General features: G+C 66.0%; 5 protein-coding genes. 4 read left to right on the top strand and 1 reads right to left on the bottom strand.

The features are described 5' to 3' along the window. The 4 genes from B7W94_RS05040 to B7W94_RS05025 all read left to right on the top strand — a co-directional run. Positions 1-467: integrase core domain-containing protein (locus B7W94_RS05040; RefSeq protein ID WP_085605038.1), on the top strand; the 467-nt coding region annotated here is incomplete at its 5' end. A gap of 260 nt (positions 468-727) precedes the next feature. Next, positions 728-1,033, top strand: coding sequence for a hypothetical protein (locus B7W94_RS18235; RefSeq protein ID WP_005050797.1), 306 nt, complete (start codon positions 728-730; stop codon positions 1,031-1,033). Continuing rightward, positions 1,030-1,695 (top strand): N-carbamoylsarcosine amidohydrolase, encoded by a 666-nt coding sequence (locus B7W94_RS05030; protein WP_005050795.1) that lies wholly within the window; start codon positions 1,030-1,032, stop codon positions 1,693-1,695. Before B7W94_RS18235 ends, B7W94_RS05030 begins: the two co-directional genes overlap by 4 nt. A gap of 51 nt (positions 1,696-1,746) precedes the next feature. Next, complete coding sequence (locus B7W94_RS05025; protein WP_005050794.1) at positions 1,747-2,139, top strand: SDR family oxidoreductase; 393 nt, start codon at positions 1,747-1,749, stop codon at positions 2,137-2,139. 85 nt (positions 2,140-2,224) lie between these two features. Here the strand turns inward: B7W94_RS05025 and B7W94_RS05020 are convergent, their stop codons facing one another. Next, positions 2,225-2,668, bottom strand: coding sequence for an SDR family NAD(P)-dependent oxidoreductase (locus B7W94_RS05020; protein ID WP_082157159.1), 444 nt, complete (start codon positions 2,666-2,668; stop codon positions 2,225-2,227). Positions 2,669-2,690 lie beyond the last annotated feature (22 nt).

The raw sequence follows: 2,690 nt of genomic DNA, 5'->3' as shown, positions 1-2,690 counted from the left end.
CCATGGGCCTCCATGGCGTGCCGGAGGCGATCCACGCCGACCGCGGGACCTCGATGACCTCCAAACCGGTCGCTCAGCTGCTCGTCGACCTCGGGGTGGCCAGGTCGCACTCCCGCCCGCACGTGTCGAACGACAACCCTTACAGCGAGGCGGCGTTCAAGACGCTGAAGTACGCCCCGGTCTTCCCCGAGCGCTTCGGGTCCCTGGCCGACGCCGGCGCGTTCGCCGAGCAGTTCTTCGCCTACTACAACCACGAGCACCGCCACTGCGGGATCGGGCTGCACACCCCCGCCAGCGTCCACTTCGGCACCGCCGGGCAGGTCCGCGCCCAGCGCCAGGCCACCCTGGACGCGGCCTACGCCGCCCGTCCCGAGCGCTTCGGCCACCGCCGACCCCAGGCGCCCAAGCTGCCCGAGGCCGCCTGGATCAACCAGCCCTCACAGGAGGCCCTCATACAGACCGCCTGACGGAATCTGTCTCACCCGCCTTGACACTTTCCGCTTCGATTACAGCCCGATCACGGAGCGACCGACGATTTCGTGGCCGAATGGGGCCCGAGTGGCGTTCTATGTCGGGCTGAACATCGAGCACTATCAGATCGACAAGCCCTCCACGAGCATCTTCGGCGGTACCGCGATGCTGCAGCCGGATCCTTCGGGAGCTGGGGTATGACTACGTCCTGGACTGGACGAACGACGATCAGCCGTATCCGCTGAACGTCGACGGGATGTTCAGCGTTCCCTACACGATAGAACTCAACGATGTGACGATGTTCGTGAGTAAGAGCTATACCGGCCCGCAGTTCCTGGAAGCGGTGATCGACCAGTTCGATCAGCTCTATTCAGACTCCGAGCACTCGGGTCGCGTCATGTCGCTGCCGTTGCACCCGTTCATCGTCGGCCAGCCGTTCCGCCACCGCTACCTTGATCGGGCCCTCGAGCACATCACGTCTCACGATGGTGTCTGGGTGACGACGAGCGATGCCATCGCGGCGCACTATCAGTCGACGGGGAACAGGAGAGCCGATTCGTGACGAATACGGAGCTGATCGATGAGTACGCACGGCTGCGCGACGAGTTCAAGGCCAAGGGATTGGGCGGCCGGATCGGCTACGGCGAGAAGCCGGCGCTGCTGATCGTCGACTTGATCACCGGATTCACGGACAGCCGTTCGCCCCTGTCAGGCGAACTGGAGTCACAGCTGGCCGCCACCAATGCCTTACTCGTCCCCGCCCGTGAACTCGAGATCCCCATCTTCTTCTCGACGGTCGCGTACGACACCGAATTGCAGGAGGCGGGGCTCTGGATCAAGAAGATCCCGTCCAACCACCTGTTGGTGGAGGGCAGCGAATGGGTGGAGGTCGACAGCAGGCTGGGCCAGCTGCCCCACGAGATGACCCTGGTGAAGAAGTACGCATCCTGCTTCTTCGGAACTGATCTCGCCGCACGCTTGATCTCACGGGGTGTCGACACCATCATCATCGTCGGCTGCACCACCAGTGGGTGCGTGCGCGCCTCGGCGGTTGACGCCTGCTCCTACGGCTTCCACACCATCGTCGTCGAAGAGGCAGTCGGCGACCGGGCAGCCCTTCCGCACCTGGCCAGCCTCTTTGACATCGACGCGAAGTACGGCGATGTCGTCAGCCTCGACGACGCACGTGCTTACCTGCGGGGGCTTGCGCAACAGAACGATTGACTGCAGTAACGCCGTGGGGCCAACTTCCTCTGTGCGGAATATTGAACCGGCGTGCAGGCCGAGATCCCGCAGATGCTGGCGCAGGGCGGCGGATCCATCATCAACACCGCCTCGTCCCTCGGGCAGGTCGCCATCGCCCACCAGTCCGCCTACGTCACGTCGAAGCACGGCGTCATCGGCCTCACCCGAGCCGCCGCGGTGGAGTACTCCGACAAAGGCATCCGCGTGAACGCAGTGCTGCCCGGGGTGATCCAGACGCCAATGATAGACGCGCTGGAGGAGACCTACCCCGGCTTCAAGGACGCGCTGCTGACGAAGCACCCGATCGGCCGACTCGGCACGCCGCACGACATCGCCGAGATGGTCGCGTGGCTCGGTTCCGACGCGGCCGCCTTCGCGACCGGCGCGCAGTTCGCCGTCGACGGCGGGTACCTCGCGATTTAGACGAGGTGGCCACGACGGACGGGAGGCACGGTGTCAGCTGACACCGTGCCTCACGTCCGTCACCGGTCGCGCCGCGACCCGCGTGTCAGCCGTTCTTCGCGGCCAGTCGGTCCGTCTCGCTGTCGTTCCGCCACCCGGCGGTCGCGCCGCCGTCGACGCTGTAGTTCTGTCCGGTCACCCAAGAGGACTCGTCGGAGGCCAGGTAGAGCGGCATGTACGCGATGTCCTCGCCCGTGCCGGGGCGTTGAATGAGCGCGTTGCCGACCTGCCAGGCCTTGCCCTCCGCATCCACCGCCTTGTCCGTCGCCGGGGTGCTGACGAAGCCAGGCGAGATCGAGTTCGCGCGGACGCCGTAGCGGGCGCCCTCCGCAGCGAGCGACTTCGTCATCGCGATGACGCCGCCCTTCGCGGTGGTGTGCGCGACCTGGCGAGCGGCTCGATCCCGCGACCTTCGCGATCGACGGAAAGCAACTCGAGATCGATCTCGAGTTCGAGGCCTGGGCCAAGAGCGCGCGCCGCATCGGCGCAGCCACCCGGCGTCCGGCGAGGAC

Origin of the sequence: Microbacterium sp. LEMMJ01, from assembly GCF_002114135.1 — a bacterium.
Taxonomy (GTDB): Bacteria; Actinomycetota; Actinomycetes; order Actinomycetales; family Microbacteriaceae; genus Microbacterium.
The sequence above is the reverse complement of the archived record's forward strand: the minus strand, read 5'-3'. Positions and strand labels throughout refer to the sequence as shown.